Source organism: Flavobacterium sp. ACN2, from assembly GCF_002303885.1.
GTDB lineage: Bacteria > Bacteroidota > Bacteroidia > Flavobacteriales > Flavobacteriaceae > Flavobacterium.
On sequence record NZ_MRCM01000015.1, the window covers coordinates 28,209 to 46,660 of the forward strand.

At 35.9% G+C, this 18,452-nt stretch carries 9 protein-coding genes; 2 read left to right on the plus strand and 7 right to left on the minus strand.

All coding sequences use genetic code 11. The annotated features are described in order from the left end of the window. Positions 1–74: 74 nt before the first annotated feature. The 4 genes from BSF41_RS17195 to BSF41_RS17210 all read right to left on the minus strand — a co-directional run bounded on the left by BSF41_RS17195 (position 75) and on the right by BSF41_RS17210 (position 6,735). Positions 75–1,844, minus strand: a complete 1,770-nt coding sequence (locus tag BSF41_RS17195) for a RagB/SusD family nutrient uptake outer membrane protein (RefSeq protein ID WP_095930733.1) — start codon at positions 1,842–1,844, stop codon at positions 75–77. A 5-nt stretch (positions 1,845–1,849) separates the two neighbouring features. Then, positions 1,850–5,131, minus strand: coding sequence for a TonB-dependent receptor (locus tag BSF41_RS17200; protein WP_095930734.1), 3,282 nt, complete (start codon positions 5,129–5,131; stop codon positions 1,850–1,852). 71 nt (positions 5,132–5,202) lie between these two features. Next, complete coding sequence (locus BSF41_RS17205; protein ID WP_095930735.1) at positions 5,203–6,126, minus strand: FecR family protein; 924 nt, start codon at positions 6,124–6,126, stop codon at positions 5,203–5,205. Between the two features lie 84 nt (positions 6,127–6,210). After that, positions 6,211–6,735 carry an RNA polymerase sigma-70 factor gene (locus tag BSF41_RS17210; protein ID WP_095930736.1) on the minus strand — a complete coding sequence of 175 codons (525 nt, stop codon included), beginning with the start codon at positions 6,733–6,735 and terminating at the stop codon, positions 6,211–6,213. A 264-nt stretch (positions 6,736–6,999) separates the two neighbouring features. Between BSF41_RS17210 and BSF41_RS17215 the strand changes: the two genes are divergently transcribed. Continuing rightward, complete coding sequence (locus tag BSF41_RS17215; protein ID WP_095930825.1) at positions 7,000–8,058, plus strand: phosphatidylinositol-specific phospholipase C1-like protein; 1,059 nt, start codon at positions 7,000–7,002, stop codon at positions 8,056–8,058. Positions 8,059–8,294: 236 nt separating this feature from the next. Further along, on the plus strand, positions 8,295–10,226 hold the full coding sequence (locus tag BSF41_RS17220; protein WP_095930737.1) for a metallophosphoesterase: 1,932 nt from the start codon (positions 8,295–8,297) through the stop codon (positions 10,224–10,226). A gap of 279 nt (positions 10,227–10,505) precedes the next feature. On the opposite strand, the gene BSF41_RS17225 is transcribed toward BSF41_RS17220, so the two are convergent. The 3 genes from BSF41_RS17225 to BSF41_RS17235 all read right to left on the minus strand — a co-directional run bounded on the left by BSF41_RS17225 (position 10,506) and on the right by BSF41_RS17235 (position 18,400). Next, positions 10,506–12,131 carry a glycosyl hydrolase family 18 protein gene (locus tag BSF41_RS17225; RefSeq protein WP_095930738.1) on the minus strand — a complete coding sequence of 542 codons (1,626 nt, stop codon included), beginning with the start codon at positions 12,129–12,131 and terminating at the stop codon, positions 10,506–10,508. 176 nt (positions 12,132–12,307) lie between these two features. Continuing rightward, a complete protein-coding gene (locus tag BSF41_RS17230) occupies positions 12,308–14,962 on the minus strand; it encodes a beta-1,3-glucanase family protein (protein WP_095930739.1) in 2,655 nt (884 codons plus the stop codon). A gap of 126 nt (positions 14,963–15,088) precedes the next feature. Continuing rightward, positions 15,089–18,400 carry a family 16 glycosylhydrolase gene (locus BSF41_RS17235; RefSeq protein WP_253251848.1) on the minus strand — a complete coding sequence of 1,104 codons (3,312 nt, stop codon included), beginning with the start codon at positions 18,398–18,400 and terminating at the stop codon, positions 15,089–15,091. Positions 18,401–18,452: the final 52 nt, after the last annotated feature.

The following is an 18,452-nucleotide window of genomic DNA, read 5'->3' on the forward strand; positions in this document are numbered from 1 at the left end:
TCTTTAAAAGAAAAAGCCTGCTTTTTTGAAGCAGGCTTTTTGAAAAAAAATAAAAAATAAACTAACACACAAACTTAATTGTATCCTTGATTTTGTTTGAATTCCTTAGTCACATCGATAGTGGACTGCGGAATTGGGAAAACTCTTCTGTATGGTTCTGAAGCTGGTTTTGCTGTTCCTGGAAGATCAAATTTCCCGAAACGGATCATTTGTGGTCTTCTGTATAATTCCCAGTATAATTCGAAACCAATTTCGTTATATAAAACAGTCTGATCGATTGCAGTCAAAGCTTTTCCTGGTGTGCTTCCGTATAGAGATTCTCTTTTTCTGCTTGTACGCAATTTATTTAAATCATCCATTGCCTGACCCGTATTTCCTTTTCTGAAATAAGCTTCGGCTCTCATGGTATAAATTCCTCCTAAACGGAATAATGGAATATCAACATTACTATTTCCATTTCCTCCTTCTGGATCAAACTCATATTTGAAAATACGTGCTCCCTGATTGATTTCGTTCTGAGCAAAAACTGCCTGAGCTGGATTTTTGAAAGTTAACGAAGGCGTAAAATCCATTCTTGTTGTTGTACTTTTTTCCATGTATAACGGAGAAACTTTAATACGTCCGTTAACCATTTCCAGAGAACCAGACGATAATAAGATTGGTCCGTATTGCGGTCCAAATTCAATTCCTCTATTGAAATGGAACCAAGGTAAATTAGCACTTTTAGGAACAATATCTGTTGCTGGAACGCTTACATCTGTACCATCATTTTTAAACCAAGTTCCGTCAGCATATTGGTATTTTTGCTGAAATCTCGGATCATCATGATTTCCATCCCATGTTGCAAAAAACTCAGGAGTTGTACATGCCGCATTTGTTCCTCTATTGGCTGCAGATGTTCTCTGGTTACGTTCCATACACACATAAGCAAAACTGTTAGAACCGTTTCTGATGTAATCTATCTTCTGAGAAATAGCAAAAATCAACTCTTTTCCTTTATCATTGTCTCTTGCGAAGTTTTTGAAATAATCACTTTCTAAAGAATACTTTCCAGAATCAATCAATAGTGAAGTATAATAAATTACACGATCCATATCTGTTCCTGTACCGGTCGCGGCAGCTTCAGTAAAATTAAAACTTGAAGACGCATTAAAACGGTCTTTAAAAACAGCACGGTTCAAATACATTGTAGCTAAGAATCCGTACGCCGCTTCTTTTGTAAATCTTCCGTGATGCGTTTGCTGCGTTCCCATTTCTGCTAAATCTGGTAATAAAGCTTCAACATCTTTAATTAATTGATCAATTTGCGTATCGGCTTTTAAAATCTGTAATGGTGCATTTGGATTCATCGGATCTCTGTAAGGCGCTTGTCCGTACAAATCTAATGTGGTGTACAAATAATACGCTAAAAGACCTTTCGCTTCCGCTAAAAACAATTTTTTCTCGGGAATTGAACTTTCTTCAACTGATTGAATTGCAGTTAACGAACGTGTAATTCCGTTTGTCAATTTATTCCAGTTATCCACTACAACAGCATTATCCGATTTCCATGTAAACTCATGCATATCTCTCCATTTTCCGCCATCTCCCCAATCACTTCCTCGTGTTGGCAAAATTGCTTCGTCTGTCGTATATTCCTGCAAAGAAAAAATACCTCCGTGATCTACAAAAGTTCCGTCTCCCAAACGGTCGTAAGCAGCTGCAAGAGCTCCGGCAGGGTTTGAAGCATCTTCTCCTAAAACCTCATCCAAAACAACTTCGTCAAGGTTGGTACAGCTTGCAAAAAGCCATATAAAAGAAAATATTGCTAATGTTTTTATATTAAAAATTGTATTTGTCTTCATAATAATTATAGTTTTAAAGTTGCTCCAAAACTGAATGTTCTAGAAGTTGGATAACTTGCATAATCGATACCAATAGATTGATTTCCTCCGTTTGATTTCGGACTGTTAATTAACGGATCGTAACCTGTATAGTTTGTAATCGTAATTAAGTTCTGACCTGTTATGTAAAGCGTTAATCCGTTGATCCAGTTTAATCCTTTCAAGTCAAAATTGTAACCAATACGAGCTGTATTTAATCTAATAAAATCTGATTTTTCTAAGAAAAGAGTTGACAAAATTGGTGAGTTTGCAGCATTTGCTCCAGACTCATAATAACCTGTTGCCACGTTACGGTCTGATGCTAAATTGTTTATGTTTAATGCATTTAAACCTGTATTATTTAATAAATAACCACCTGTTTGCCCGATGATAGAGAAAGAAAACGTAAAGTTTTTATATCTCATATCACTATTAAATCCGTAGTAGAAAGTTGGAAGTGCTCCTTCAATAATAACTCTATCACTATTATCAATTACACCGTCTCCGTTTTGATCTTTAAAGATATTCCCTCCATTTGCATCAAAACCAATGTGTTCCAACAAATAGAATGATCCCGCTGCATATCCGCTTTTATAAATATTTGCATTTACTCCAGATTGTCCAGGTCCTGAAATTGTTCCCGTTAAGATTTCTGAAACTGGAAGATCTTCAATTTTGTTATTTAATGTTGCACCGTTCATGTCAATGTTCCAAGAAAAATTCTTAGTATCTACTATTTTTGACCCCAACATAAACTCGATACCTTTATTGATAATTTTACCGTCAATATTGGTCCAGATTGTAGTGGTTGGACTCAAAGCTTGAGAAGGAACATTCAAAATAGCATCTGTAGTTGTTTTATTGAAATAATCTAACGTTCCGTACAATTTGTCATTCCATAAATTGAAATCTAAACCTACGTTAAATTGCGTCACAACCTCCCATTTCAAATCAGGATTTGGTGTTCTATTTACCGAAACTCCGTTTACTAGATTTAAATCGTCATATAAATAATATCCATCAGCTCCAGACAATGAATAACTTGCCTGCGTAATTTTATTTTCAACTTCTTGGTTTCCTGTCTGTCCCCAACTCGCTCTAAGTTTTAAGTTGTTTAAAGTAGAAGATTCTTTTAAGAAACTTTCGTTAGCAATATTCCATCCTAAGGCAAATGATGGGAAATAACCATATTTGTTGTTTTTACCAAAACGAGTTGATCCGTCACCTCTCATAGAAGCTGTTAAAAGATATCTGTTATCAAAACCATAATTTAATCTTCCAAAATAAGACTGCAATTCATTTTCCTGCGCATAACCTGTTGTTCCAGATTGAGTACCTTTAAAACCTGGATTTATTGAAGGAGGAACACCTTCACCTTGGTTTGAAATTCCGTCGATACTGAAACTTGTTCCCGATCTTTCAAATTTCTGATATGAAAAACCTCCTAAAGCTTCAATTTTATGCTTATCCAAATTTAAATTGTACGTCAGATAATGCTCTACCAAAGAGTTTTTAGAATCTAAATTATTCTGAACATATTTCCCTTTCGGATTCAAATCTGTTAAGTTTGGAAAAATAGTAGTATTTCTCTCTGACATCGAACGATCGATACCAAGGTTCAATTTATACTCTAATCCGTTAACGATTCTAAAAGAAGTTTCAAAGTTTCCTAAAACTCTTAAAGTACGAGTCTGATCGGTATAAATGCTTAATAAATACGCTGGATTATAATGCGCATTCATATTAAAATTGGTGTAATTTCCATTTGCATCAAAAACCGATCTAGTTGGGTTTGCCATTAAGGTATGTACCAGCAATTGTCCGTTAGAACCTCCGTCATCACTTGTAGGAACACCATCGTCTTTGGTTTCACTAGCCGTAAGATTAAATTTTAATTTTAAACGTTTATTGTCTAGAAATGACTCAGCAGCATTAATTCTTCCTGTCAAACGCTTAAAATTGCTATTTCTAATAATACCTTCTTGATCCAATTGTGATACAGAAGCATAGTAATTTCCTGATTCTGTCTGTTTAGAAAATGCTAGCGAATTACTTTTTGTAATAGCTTCTCTAAAAATAACATCTTGCCAATCTGTATTCCCACCGTGATCAAAAGCTTTATCTTTAATTGCATTTCTATATTGTCCTGCACTTAAAACATCTAATTTGTTTGCGACAGTAGAAATTCCTAAAGACGAATCAAAAGTTAGAGTTCCATCTCCTTTTGCTCCTTTTTTAGTCGTTACCAAAACAACTCCATTAGAACCTCTTGCTCCATAAATTGCAGAAGCAGATGCATCTTTCAAAACTGTAATCGATTCGATATCGCTATTATTCAAAAAGTTTAAAGGGTTTTTAGCTTGCGAACTTCCAAAACCAACATTCGTTCCAGATGGGCTCACATCGTCATTAGACAACGGAATTCCGTCAACAACAAACAAAGGCGTACTTCCGCTTCTAATAGATCCAACACCTCTAATCGTTACATTTACTCCAGCTCCAGGCTCACCGCTTGTACTAACCACACGAACACCCGCAACTTTTCCTTGAATTAAATTATCTGGCGAAATGCTTACTCCTTGTTTAAAGTTAGCCGCTTCCAATTGCGTAACTGCTCCCGTAACGTCTTTTTTAGATTGTTTTCCGTAACCAACAACCAAAACTTCATTTAATTCTGCAGTAGCTGGCTCTAACTGAATTGTCATAAAACCGCTCTGTGCAGGAACCGTTTTAGATTTATATCCTACATACGAAATATCGATTGTTTTTCCTTCTCCTACAGTAAGTTCAAAAACACCGTCAAAATCCGTCACTGTTGAGTTTGAAGTGCTCGTTTCTATTACAGATGCACCAGGAATAGGCAATTTATTTTCGTCAACGACTTTTCCTTTTATTTTAATTCTCTCAATAGCTTTGGTATTTACTGCTTTTGGCTCAGCTGTTTTTTGAATTAAAATTAATTTACCATTAATGTTATAATTGAAATTGGCTTTTTTAGAAAGATCATTCAAAATAGCAGTAATAGACTCTGTATTATAATTTACTGTATAAGCTGTATTATCAGCAATTATGGCTTGTCCGTAACTGAATTTGTAATCGGTTTGCTGTGTTAATTTTGAAAAAATAGAGACAAGAGTCGCTTTTTCTATTTTATTTGCTATTTTTGACTCTTTTAATAAAGTTTTACTATAACCGCTCTGAAAGGCAAGTAAAGCTAGAACTAAAAAGACAAAACTCTTTAGATTTAAATAAGAAGGTTTAAAATACATGATTTAAGTAATTGTTTTTACGATGCTTAATTTATTAATGGCAGTTGTTCCCGCAACTGCTTTTTTTGTTTTTAATCCACTTTTACTATTTCGCCATAGACTTTGAATTTTAGGTTTGTGATATAATTTATTTGTTCCAAAACATTTTCTAATGTCGCGTCCTTCTTAATGAATACCGTTAACGGCATTGCTAATACGTGTTTATTATTATACTCAAATGAAACTCCGTATTTATATTGTAAAATGGTGATTACTTGTTTTAAAGTAGTTTGATCTAACGTAACATCTTCATTATACCAATTCACCAAAAATGCTTTATCGGCCAATTGTTTGGTTAATTTTTTACCTTCAAATAAAGCTTCCTGATTCGGTACTAAATCAACAATCTGCCCTTTTCCAGACACATTTACTTTTCCGGTTACTACAATTACCTTACAGTTTAATTTTGATAATTGAATGTGAAATGAAGTTCCCACAACTCTTGTCTGTATTTCGCCAGAATGAATAATGAAAGGATGTTTTTTGTCTTTGGCGACTTCAAAAAACGCGTTTCCTTTTACTAAAGAAACTGTTCTTTGATCGCCTACAAATTTTTCAGGATACTGAAATGATGAGTTTGCTGCCAGATAAATTTTCGAACCGTCACTTAATTGGATAGATTTGGGAATCGATGACGTTTTAAATGTGATTTGTTTTTGGTTTAAAACATTTGGTCTCAAGAAAAATCCTAAACCAAGCAGAAAAAGAATGCTGGCAGCAGCTATATATTTTAAATAAGGACGGAAAGATTTCTTCTTTCCAATTCTTAACTGAATTTCATCGTACATGTTTTGAGATTCGATTTCTGGATTTCCCATAAAATCATTATCCCACTTTGATTTTTGATATTCGCTGAAAGCAAAATCATGTAATAAATTTTCTTCTGCTGATGAAGTTTTTCCTCGCGAACTTTTATCTAGCAAATACTCTAAACTATGTTTGATTCTTTTTATCATAAATACTTATTGTTATGAATAAGTACCAGAATCTCGAAATCGTACTATCGCCAAATATTATGAAAACATCAAGCGAAAGTTATTTTAAAATTTTTGATTGAAAATAATGAATGGCGCCAGCCAAGCCAAGTCTTTTAAGCCTTCGCGAAGTTGTTTTACCGCAGATGAAATCTGATTTTTTACGGTTTGTTTCGAAATTCCAAGCTCCTCTGCAATCTGATCGATTGTCATGTCTTGAAATTTATACATCAGCAAAACTTCTTTTCTTTTCTCCGGAAGTTTATCTAATGCAGCATAAAGCAGATCCATCACTTCTGGATCAATTGTCGAAAAATTGTCAATAATGTAGTCTTCGAATTTTTCTTCCAGAATCGTCTTATCAAAACGATTGTTCTGATAATGTTTGAAAACCTGATTCTTAACCGCGCGAAACAAAAAAGGTTCAATCGCATTAATATTCAGCTCTTCTTTTCTTTCCCATAAATCCACAAAAACATCTTGAACGATGTTCTGCGCCAAGTCTTTATCCTGAGTCATCGTATAAGAAAACGCATTGAGCTTTTTCCAATATTGATTATACGTTTGTTCAAAAATTTCAGGATTATTCATATTATAATTACAGGCTTTTTAATATCGTAAAATAATAAAATGAAAAGCCAATGCTTTTTGCGTCAAGGTTATCTTTAAATTAATAAATAAACACGTTTGTTGTATTAATACTACTTTTTCAAGACAGAAATAGAAATGTCTTTGCGATTTCTTTTTTTTAATCTAACATAGAAACCAATAGCAGCTTTTAACTTAGTCCCTTTCAAAAAATGCAATTTTCTTTTGATGCGTCCCAATCAACAGTATCAATTACATTTTAGAATTATGAAACCATTTTTGTTCACTTTATTATTAGCAGGAGCTTTAAGCGTTCAGGCCCAAAACGACAATCTGAAAATGAACCAGCTTCAAGTTATCGGATCGCATAACAGTTACCGTCACGCGATCGAAACGGACTTATACAATACCATTCAGGCACGAGACACTTCTCGTTCGCTTAAGGGTTTACAATATACTCACATCAGTATTACAGATCAATTAAACAAAGGTCTACGCAATCTGGAAATTGATATTTTTGCTGACGCGAAAGGCGGAAAATATACTCATCCGAAAGGTTTAGATATCGCAAAATCTGAAGAAGCGTACGACCCAGATGGATTAATGAAAAAACCTGGCTTTAAAGTTTTCCACATGCCGGATATCGATTTTAGAACTTCTTGCTACACTTTTGAAATCTGTTTGCAGGAACTAAAAAAATGGTCTAATGCCAATCCAAATCATATTCCCGTTTTTATCACTTTAGAGCCAAAAGACGGCGATGCTAATTTCTTCGGAACAAAACCAGAAGATTTCACTGCATCCGTTTTTGATGAAATGGATAAAGTAATTCGAAAAGAATTAGGAAAAGACAAATTGATTACGCCAGATATGGTACGAGGAAAATACAAAACACTTGAAGAAGCCGTTTTGCATGACAACTGGCCAACTTTAAAAGAAGCAAAAGGACGATTCTTATTCTTATTAGATAATAACGGCGCAAAAAGAGATTTGTACGCATTGAATCATCCGTCCCTTAAGGGACGCGCCGTTTTCATTAACGCCGAACCCGGAAAACCAGAAGCCGCAGCATTATTCAGAAATAATTCTGAAGATCCACAGATTGAAGATTTAGTTAAAAGAGGATATTTAATAAGAACAAGAGCAGATTCTCACACCAAAGAAGCGCGTGCTAACGATTATTCGCATTTTGAAGCAGCTAAAAAATCAGGCGCACAAATCATCACAACCGATTATTATCTTCCAAGCACTTTCTTTAATTCACCGTACCAAATTAAATACGATGATGGAAGTTATGTTAGAAATAATCCTGTTACTGGAAAATAGTTTTTTTTTGTTTCAGGTTTCAAGTTTCAAGTTATTTCTGGAACGGGAAACGTGAAAATTGAAATAATAATAATTTTAACCGCAAAGAGCGCTAAGATTTTTTATTTAAGATTGCGTTTACAAACGCAAAGTTAGCAAAGCTTTGTGTTCTTTGATTTTTATAAATCATGCTCAAAAATCTTTGCGCCCTTTGCGTAAACTCTTTGCGCTCTTTGCGGTAAAAAAAAACAAAACCTATGAATTCAAGATATACATTTTTACATATACTGTTCTTTGTCGTTTTTTTCAACAATACTTCATCAGCACAAAAAGTAAAAAACCTCAACGGAACGCAAATCGCATTTTTATCAGATGTCCATCTACAGGATTTATTCGGAAGATTTTCAGATTCAGATTATAAAGGCGTTATAAATCCGAAAACGGGAGAATATGTTTTGGTGCGAACGATGTCATCTCAGTTGCATTCTACTCGAATATTCAATGAAAATTATTTCGCCTTTATAGCCGCTTTAGAAGATATCGCTAAGCGCAAAATCAAATACGTCGCACTTCCTGGAGATTATACCGATGACGGACAGCCAATTCACGTTCGCGGATTAGCCAAAATATTAGAACAATACACCAAAAAGTACGGAATAGAATTCTTCATCACCACAGGAAATCACGATCCGGTTGGGCCATTTGCTCAAGAATCTGGAAAAGAAGATTTCTTAGGGAATGATGGCAAAAGTCAGCCCATTTTTAGCAAAGACGGCCTTTATAAGCCCAATGTAAACACCGAACAGCCAGTAGTTGTTACCGCCGATATTGCTAAAATGGGTTATTTAGGAATTACAGATCAGCTTCATGATTTTGGTTTTCATCCAAATAAAAAATACAAATTCTGGGCAACTCCATTTTCTACATATTCAAGCAAGAATTATACATTCGAAAAAGCTTTAGAAAGTGCAAAATTGGCAAATCGCGTATACGAAGTAGCACCTGGTTACGAAGTTCCAGATGTTAGTTATGTCGTAGAACCTATCGACGGACTTTGGCTGATGGCCATTGACGGAAATGTTTATATCCCAAAGAAAAATGCTTCTGCAGAGAAAGATTCCAAAAATTACAGCGAAGCCAGCACGGGTTATAACAATGTGCTTTCGAACAAAAGACATCTTATAAAATGGGTTGAAACTATTTCGACGGAAGCCAAAAAACAAGGAAAAACTTTAATCGCTTTCAGCCATTTCCCTATGATTGATTTTAATGATGACGCTTCCGCGGAAATTAAAGAATTGCTTGGTCCAAACAAATGGCAATTAAACCGAGTTCCTGTCGAAGAAGTAGCACAAGTTTTTGCAGATGCGGGATTGAAGATTCATTTTGGAGGTCATATGCATATCAACGATACGGGAGTTCGAACTTCAGCAAAAGGAAATACTTTGGTTAACATTCAGACTCCATCGCTTGCAGCCTACATTCCTGCTTATAAATTATTGAGTTTCAAAAAAGATAATCTCGTAGATATTCAAACCATTACTATTGATAATGTTCCGAGATACAACGAACTTTTTGATTTATACAAAATGGAATATCAGTTTTTACAAAGTCAGAACGCCCAAGACATTTGGAATGCCGATATTTTAAAAACAAAAAATTATCACGATTTTACCGATTTTCATTTAAAAGAATTAGTTCGACTTCGTTTCTTAAAAGACGATTGGCCTTCTGCTTTCAAAGATTTAATATTGAATGTTTCTGCGAAGGATTTACTGGTTTTAGCCAATATGCAATCCAATCAAGATTTTGATTTTATACTAAAAAATAAAGAGCAGTTTCAAGAACAATGGAAAGAAGCTGAAGCTAAATCAGAAAAAATCCTAACTCAGAATAAACTCAAAAAAGAAAACTTTAATTGGACGGGTTATGATCTTCTAGTAGATTTTTATCGTTTTAGAAGTGCAGATGAATTGGCTTTGGCTGATGTTGGAATTCAAAGAGCAAAAGAATATAAAGTTTTGTCTGATTTATTTTTAGAAGGTTCCAAAGCTGATCTTTCAAAAGATACTCCGTTGCAAAAACAGATGAAGTTATTCCTAATCATCTTCAATAAATTCATGCACGAAGTTCCAGCAGATCATTTTACAGTTGATTTGAAAAATGGTGAGATTAAGAGTGTCAAGTGATTCTCTTTTTTAACCGCAAAGCACGCAAAGTTTTTTATCTCTGCAAACCTATTAAAAACGTAAAGTTCGCAAAGCTAAACCTAAAGCTTTGCGAACTTTTTTTATTTTATAAAATTTAGTCTTAAAAAACTTTGCGCTCTTTGCGTAAACCTTAGCGTTCTTTGCGGTTAAACATAAAGCTTTCATCATAAAAAAGGCCGTCCAAATAGACAGCCCTTTTCATCACATTAAAACCTAAAATTTAATGTATCTAAAACCATTATGGCAAATGGGTTATGATTATTTTTTAATAAAACGTCTTACTGTCTTTATTCCGTTTTTCTCTACCGAAATCAGATAAATTCCTGTTTTTAAAGTCGAAACATCAATACTGTTATTGTTTACGGTTTGAGAAAAAACAGTCGCACCGCCTTCTGTATTGATTACATTTACATTTCCACCAGAAACCTCTGTGCTGAAGAAAAGCTGACTTTCAGTCGGATTCGGATAAATTTCTAAACTCGCAATTGATTGTTCTGTGCTTGCAGGAGCAGATTTAGCCGTTGAACCCGATTTTGTAATTCTAAACCAATTTATATTAAAACCTGTGTTTTGAACATATATCCCGAAATTGTACGTTCCAGCATTTACATTTACCGTTTGAGTAATCGTCTGCCAGTTTTGCCATCCTCCTGTATTTGGCACATTTATAGCACCAAGCTGAATAGTTCCTGCATTTAAATCAGATGATAATCTTCCGCCCGTAACTGCACTTGCTACTCGATATTCTATTTGATAGGAACCAGAAGTTGGAAAATTAATATTGTAATAAGCCATCCAGTCGCCTGTGTCGCAATATCCAACATTTAATCCACCACCTGTATCGGTTGTTGCTTCGGTTTGAACACCACTCATCGTATTATAATTTTCAGCCTGAATTGTAGTTCCAGTTGCTGGAGGATTACTTCCTGTAATTACCTGATTAACGGCTGTCAGTAAAGATTTAGATCCTGTTGCATCTTGAGACAATTCCCAAATCATAACTCCGCCTGCGTTTTGAATCGCAAAAGTCGTTTTTTGTTTGATAGTTGGAATTCCGTTATAATAAATCGTATTTCCAACCTGATCCAGATTCTCCGCTCCTGGATATTGCGCTACAATATTCGCATAAGAAATTCCTTGATTAGCAGAGGCTCCAAAACCGTAACCATAAAACGGAAGTCCAATGATAGCTTTACTTGCTGGCAATCCTCTCCCTGTCCAATAATTAAACTGATTTACCGCCATGCTGTAAGGCGAATGCTGTCCCGGATTATTTGGTGCCCAAGGCCCAGTTGCATCATAAGCCATGATATTGATCCAGTCGTAAGCTGCAAAAGTAGATGAAGGTACATTGGCACCACCATATCCTTCTGAAAGCGCTGCTGAAATCAATTTGCCATTGGCATGCAATTTATTAGCCAAAGCAATCACAAATCCGCCGTAATCTCCATTAATTGCTGGACCTTCTAGATCTACGTCTACACCGTCAAAATTATGGGCTACAACATAATCGTAAATTTTCTGAATGAAAGCCGTTCTGTTGGCGGGCGTAATTAAATTGAAATAATTATCACGAATTGGTCCGCCTTCAGAAACAGAACCACCTCCAAGCGATACAAAAACTTTTACGTTTTGGGCATGCGCCGCATTAATAATGGCATTACTTCCTGAATTAAAACTCAAATATCCGTTGGCATCAGGATTTTCAAAAGCAATATTAATATGCGTTAATTTACTGTACTGAATCGTACTCGAAAAAGCATTCAAGTCGATCCAGTTGGGAACGTAAGCTATTACTTTCTTTTGGGCCGAAACTAAATTAAAGACACCCAACACTAAAATAATCATGCATTTCTGCAGCATTCTTTTGTAATTGTTTTTCATAATAATTGTTTTAATAGATTAATAAACTCGTAAACATGGGACGGTTATTTGAGTACTTTCTATTTAGATTTTAGATTGGGATTTGGCTTTGCCAAATCCCAACTAGGATAGTGTACAAGTGATTTCAAAATAATCTAAAATCTAAAATCTGCAATCTAAAATCACTTTAATCTAAACTATTTCTTTATGAATCGTTTGATGGTTTGTTTGCCATCTTTTTCAAAAACTATAAAATAGATTCCTTTTCTAAGATGCGAAACATCAAAACTATTGTTGTTGATTTTTTGAGATGCTACAGTAGATCCTGTTTGTGAATCGACTATTTTTACGCTTCCTCCAGAAAGATCTGTTGTTACATACAACGTATTTTCAACTGGACTTGGATAAACATTTAAAACAGCTTCTTCTGGTTCTTCAAGAGTTTCAACTGAAGCCATTCTTGCTGTTCCTCCTACTACTTTTGTAATTTTAATCCAGTTGATATTCATTCCTGTATTCTGAATGTAGATTCCGAAATTATATGTTCCTGCATTTACATTTACAGTCTGCGAAACGGTATGCCAATTTTGCCAACCTCCCGTATTCGGAATATCAACATTTCCTAAAACGACAGCTCCAGCATTCAAATCAGAAGATAATCTTCCTCCCGTAACACCGCTTGCTACCCGATATTCAATTAAATAAGAACCAGTTGTTGGGAAATTAATATTGTTATACGCCAGCCAGTCCCCTGTTTCTGTATAACCAACGTTTGAGCCTCCACCTGTATCGGTAGTCGCTTCAACTTGAATACCGCTCATTGCTGAATAATCTTCTGCCTGAATCAATACAGAAGTTTGAGAACTAGTTGCTGGAACCAACTTCCATTGTCCGCAAGTTTGATTGTTGTTATCCCATTGCTGTACAATTGCTCCAGAAGCGGTACTAGCTCCTGCCACCTCAACAATTCTTCCGCTATGACGGGCCACAATTTTATAATAGCCATCGCCTGTAGCAACCAAAATAAACTGCTGATTTGTTGTAGCATTGTATGGATACTGTTCTACTCTTGCGCCATTTGCTTTATTGAAGTTATTAATGTCCATTGACATTCCGCTGTGGTTGGCAATGATTTTATACATTCCATCACCTAAATGCGTGAAAGTAAATTTCTGATTATTTCCAGAATTCAAAGCGCCTTGATTGATTCCTGCTCCGTTTGACATACTCGAATTCCAAACATCCATATATAATCCGCTGTTTCTGTTTTGAAGAAAGAAAGTCTGGTTTCCTAAAGTTGTCGTTCCGTTTGCAATAATTCTGATTGAACTTACTTTATCATTCCAAGTGGTATTCAAACAAGAATTATCAGAATTGATTACAGTTGAAGCTCCGCCGAAATTATCATCTTGATATAAAATCGCCTGATAACCGGGAGTAATTTTAAGCGAAGAAATATCATCATTTAAAACTCCTAAAGAATTTAAACGAGCCAGATTATAATCTCCAATCGTTAATCCGCCAGAAAAACCTGTGTAGTTACAATCTTTATAAACAGTGATTACATCTGTTGTAGCTGGAACTGAAGGAGTAGTAAGTCCATAATAACCTCCAAATGTAGCAATGACTTTTGTTGGCTGTGGCGAATGAAGCGATGGCGACTGATCGGCAACGTCATCATACGCAAATCCGTAAGCCAAATTATCAATATTAATTCCTGGTAAATGCCAGAATTTAGAATAATGATTGGTTGGATTTACTTGATAATATTTCGATGCATCGTACCAATTTTGCTGTTGCGGATTTGCTGTTGTAGTATTTACCACATGTCGGTTGATCGCTGCTGTTAACTGAGCCTGAATTACTAAGTCTAAATCTCCATCAACCAATCTTCTGTCCAAAACACCTTTTCCTTCAAGTGCTTCTTGCGTTGTTGGCCTATTTTGAACACGTCCAGTTCTTCCGACAAAAGCACCAGATTGTCCCACCATTTCTAATTGTTCTCCAATAACTCTTCCTTTAAAAACTCCCGCATCTCCTGCATAAAAGATCAAGTCTTCATTTTTGTATTTATTCCAAATCGCATCGATATATGATTTTAAATAATTAGCGTATGGTCCTGATCCTTCAGCATAAGTAGCTGTTTTAGAAGGAGCGGTAATTTCTCCAGTTGCATCATTGACACAGCCTTGAAATTCTGCTGGAACATTCGCTTTAAAAGCTGCAACAATATCTGCATGCTTTTTTAAATCTCCCACCTTCTTTTGATATCCGTTGGCACCAAACAATTCCAATCCCATTGGATATTTATATGAATCGACTCTTGTTGGATTTCCGAAGAAACCATATTGATTATTAGTCAATTCGATCATTTCATACAAAATTCCCTGATTTGGATCTGTTGCGTTCTGCGGATTTGGCGATGCATATCCCGAAGGTGCTCCGCTTGCTCCAAAAAAGTAAAAGTACAATTGTGAACCTTTTGAAATAAAAACTCGACACCCAGCAATTAATGGCAAAGTGAAGGTTTTGTTTGGAATTTCACTCAGTTTTGTAAAACATGCGGCATATTTTGAGTTTTGTCCTGGCCCTGTGTTTCCGCCATAAGTGGGTCCTGTAACGGTATTATAAGAAGCATTCATGGGCAAAACCTGACTTGTCTTGGCATTGACCCAAACGTGATTTCCTGTAGTATAATCGATTCCTACAATGGCAACATATAGGTCGCTGTCTGCAAATGTCGAATTATTACTAATCGTAAATGGTACAGGCCCTTGAGCATGCATTAGGCTTGAAAACACTAAAAAAAGTGTCATCAAAAAAGAAAATCTTTGAAGTCTAATTTTATTCATATCTAAATAATTTTGGGGTTACATAATAATTAGATTCTAAAACTGAAGTCATTTGAAAATGACTAAATAATTCCGCCAGGTGCAATTGGTCTGCCCTCCTTGAATTGCACCCAACGGATTTAAAAATTATTTCTTAATCAACTTCTTACTCCAACTTTTTTGATCTGATTTGAAGTTCAGAATGTAGATTCCTCTGCGAAGTTTACTCACGTCAATTACACTTTCATTTCCTTGAGGTTTATTCTGTAAAATCAAAGTTCCAGAGTTATCATAAATAGTGATCACTTTATTGTCTAAGTTTTCAGGAGATGAAACTTGAACATAGTTTGTTGTCGGATTCGGATAGACGGCAAAAACAGTTTCTTCTTCCTGAGGCTCTTCGGCAACATTCAAAGCCATTCTAGCCGTTGACGAAGATCCGTAAGCTTCAATTTCATACAATGAATATCCGTAAGGAGCCAAAGCTTTTGCTGTACATAAAATGCGAAGATATCTTCCTGTTCCGCTTACCGCTAAATCATCCGTTCCGCCATCGCTTGCCGTTTGTGTACTGATGGTTTCATTTTCTGTAAAAACATTGTCAGTTGAAAGCTGTATTTTATATTGAGTTGCATAAGCAGCTTCCCATTTTAAAACTACTCTGTTAAGTGTATAATTGCTTCCTAAATCCACATAAATCCATTCGGTTGCATTGGCAAAAGAACTCGCCCATCTTGTACCTCCATCTCCATCTGTTGCTTGGTTTGCAGTAAAAGTCGCATTTTCTAATGTCGAAGCCGTTGCTGTTTTAGCCAAAGCTAAATTCACATTTGGAGTTTCTGTAGAGACTAAATTTAAAGCTCTCAGGTTATCAAAATAATAGGTATTTCCAGAATTGGTTCCCGGTTCAAACAAGAAAACAAAACGGTTTACATCATTATCTGGAGTCGAAGCGTCTGGCGTGCTTACATAGGTAAAAGTTATGGTATGCCAAGCGTTACTTTGTTTTACAACTCCCTGATAAATACTGTGTCTTCCAACAGGATAATTGGACGGAACCGAAGCGCTGCTTTCTGCCTGCCAAGAAATAATAGATCCAACTGGCGCAGAAGTGTAAACATCCATTGCAAACTTTCTTGTTCCCGCTTTAAAATCACCTATGTTGTTTAAAGTCGTGTTGAACGAGAAATTATCATACAACTCCGTTGATTTACGAACGTATTTTCCAACATTCGAAGAAGTATTGATTCCGCTTGCATTTGGATTTGCTGTGTTTGCTGTATACGTTCCAATAGCATCTCTAAACGTAATATTGTGAATCGTTTGATAATCTTCATACACTACGCCAGGCGTAAAACTATCTGGAAGCTTAGTCGATCCAATTCTAATATTATCAAAATAATATGTATCGCTTGTGTACGAACCCGAATTGAACAATAAAACCATTTGATTCACTGCCAGATTCGAAGTTCCAGCATCCGGACTGGAATTATAGTAGAAAGTTAATGTTTCCCATTGGTTTTGTTTGGTTGTAATGGCTACGTAACTACTATTTCTTCCTGTCGGATAATTGGCTGGAAGCGAAGTCGCACTATTTTCAAAATTCATGCTTACAACCGTACCAATTGGCGCCGTTGTATAAACATCAATCATAATTTTATTGGTCTGACTTTTGAATAATCCTGCATCTTCAATTGAAGTTTGTGTATTAAAAAAAAGTACATCGTATTGCTCAGATGCATTTCGAACGTACTTCGCCACATTTGCAGATGAGTTAACAGAATTAGAACCCGGATTTGCCACAACAGAATACGTTCCCGTTGTAGTTCCTTTTATAATTTTATTTGCTCCATCATAATTTTGCAAAACATCTGTGGCAATAATCGGTTTCTCTGGCGCTGCTTTTGTTAGCAGATTATCAAAATAATATGTCGCTCCAGAATTAGAATTCGATTCAAAAAGAATTACAACATTATTAATCGCTAATGCGCTCGTATTTGGATCGATTACTTTTTCAAATTCAAATTCAATTGTTTCCCATTTGTTCTGAACTGTTGTAGTAGCTTTAAAACCGCTATGTCTTCCTGACGGATAATTGGTTGCCGTCGTAACATTGCTGTTCTCTAACTGCATCGAAATTTTTGTTCCAACAGGAGCCGAAGTATAAATATCAAACGAAAGTCTTTTTCTTCCGTAAACATAATCGTTCGCATTGGTAATGGTTACATTTCTGATATTCAAAACATCGTACAATTCACTTGAATTTCGAACGTATTTTCCAACCAAAGCAGAAGTGTTAATTCCTGTAGCCGAAGGATTCGCAACAGCTTCTGTCAAAACTCCCGTTTTTACAGGATACAATACATTTCGATTACTCTGGAAATCTTCATGTATTTTTTCAACTGGCAATGCTGGTTCGGTTGTAACGGCAAGTTTGTAAGTATTGACATTACAGCCAGAAACCGTTGCAGCTACAGAAACATCTCCTCCAGAAGTTCCCCAATTTACAGTAATCGAATTTGTTCCCTGCCCTGATGCAATTGTTGCGCCTGCTGGAACTGTCCAGTTATAGGTCGCCCCCGCAATTGCATTTACAGAATAGGTTTTACTAGTTTCATTTTGGTAAACTTTGTTATCTCCTGCTACCGCATATTTAAAACTCCCATCGTAAACACGAACATAATCGACTTGTAATTTTGCTGGGAAATCACCTGGAACTGGCGCTACTCCCGCTCCATTTACACTGGTATAAGGCGTTCCTGCGCTACCAACAGCAAGGTTTAAAATGATATAAAACTGACTATCGTTAAAAGGCCATCCGCCATTAACGGTCGTATTTGGAGTTGCTGTATGAAATAAAACATCATCAACAAACCATTTGATAAAATTTGGTCCCCATTCTACCGCATAAACGTGAAAATCTGAAGATAAATCTGTTGGAGAACTATAGCTTCTACCCGTAAAATGATATCCGTTTCCATCATAATGAATCGTTCCGTCTACAGATTGCGGATTTCTGTGTTTGGCTTCCATAATATCAATTTCACCGGTAAACGGCCAGTTTCCGTTTACAGGAAGCATCCAAAAAGCGGGCCACGCGCCTTGTCCGTTAGATAACTTCATACGGGCTTCAACCCTTCCATATTTTAGAGAATATTTTCCTTCTGTAGTTAATTTTGAAGAAGCATACGGCTGATCTGGGAATGAAGCGCTCGGCTCATACTTTGCCTGAATGTTCAAATAACTGTTTGCACCTTCTTTTACAATTGTCGCCTGATTCGGATCATAGCGCTGTGCCTCGGCATTTCCAAATCCGCAGAGCGACGGACAGCCATTTCCTGAAATGCTTTGCCATTTGGTCAAATCTACCGTAGTGCCATTAAATTCATCAGACCAGACCAATGTATTACATTGGGCTTGAGTTTTAAGAAATGGCAGCAGTAGAAATAAAACTGCCACACAAAATTGTTTTAATAAATAGGAATTACTTTTCGGTGGTCGGCCGAAAAAA